At 73.6% G+C, this 216-nt stretch carries 1 protein-coding gene; it reads left to right on the forward strand.

What is annotated here, in order from left to right:
- On the forward strand, positions 1-216 hold a 216-nt coding region (locus tag A612_RS00015), incomplete at both ends, for a secretin N-terminal domain-containing protein (RefSeq protein WP_040435203.1).

Consider the following 216-nt stretch of genomic DNA (forward strand, 5'->3'; position numbering starts at 1 on the left):
GGCCAGCCCGGCCGGCCGGGCAGGGTCGGCGTCTGCGTCCGCCAGCGCGGCGGCGGCCATGCTGGGCGAGAACAACCCCCTGTTCGGCGCCTTGCGCGTCATGCCGGTGGAACGGCTCAACAGCATCCTGGTGGTCACGCCTCGCGCCGCCTACCTGGAAGAGGCGCGCCGCTGGATCGAAAAACTCGACCAGCCCAGCGACGGCGGGGCCGAGCC

It is taken from the genome of Melaminivora alkalimesophila, assembly GCF_000282995.1.
In the GTDB taxonomy this organism is placed as follows: domain Bacteria; phylum Pseudomonadota; class Gammaproteobacteria; order Burkholderiales; family Burkholderiaceae_C; genus Melaminivora; species Melaminivora alkalimesophila.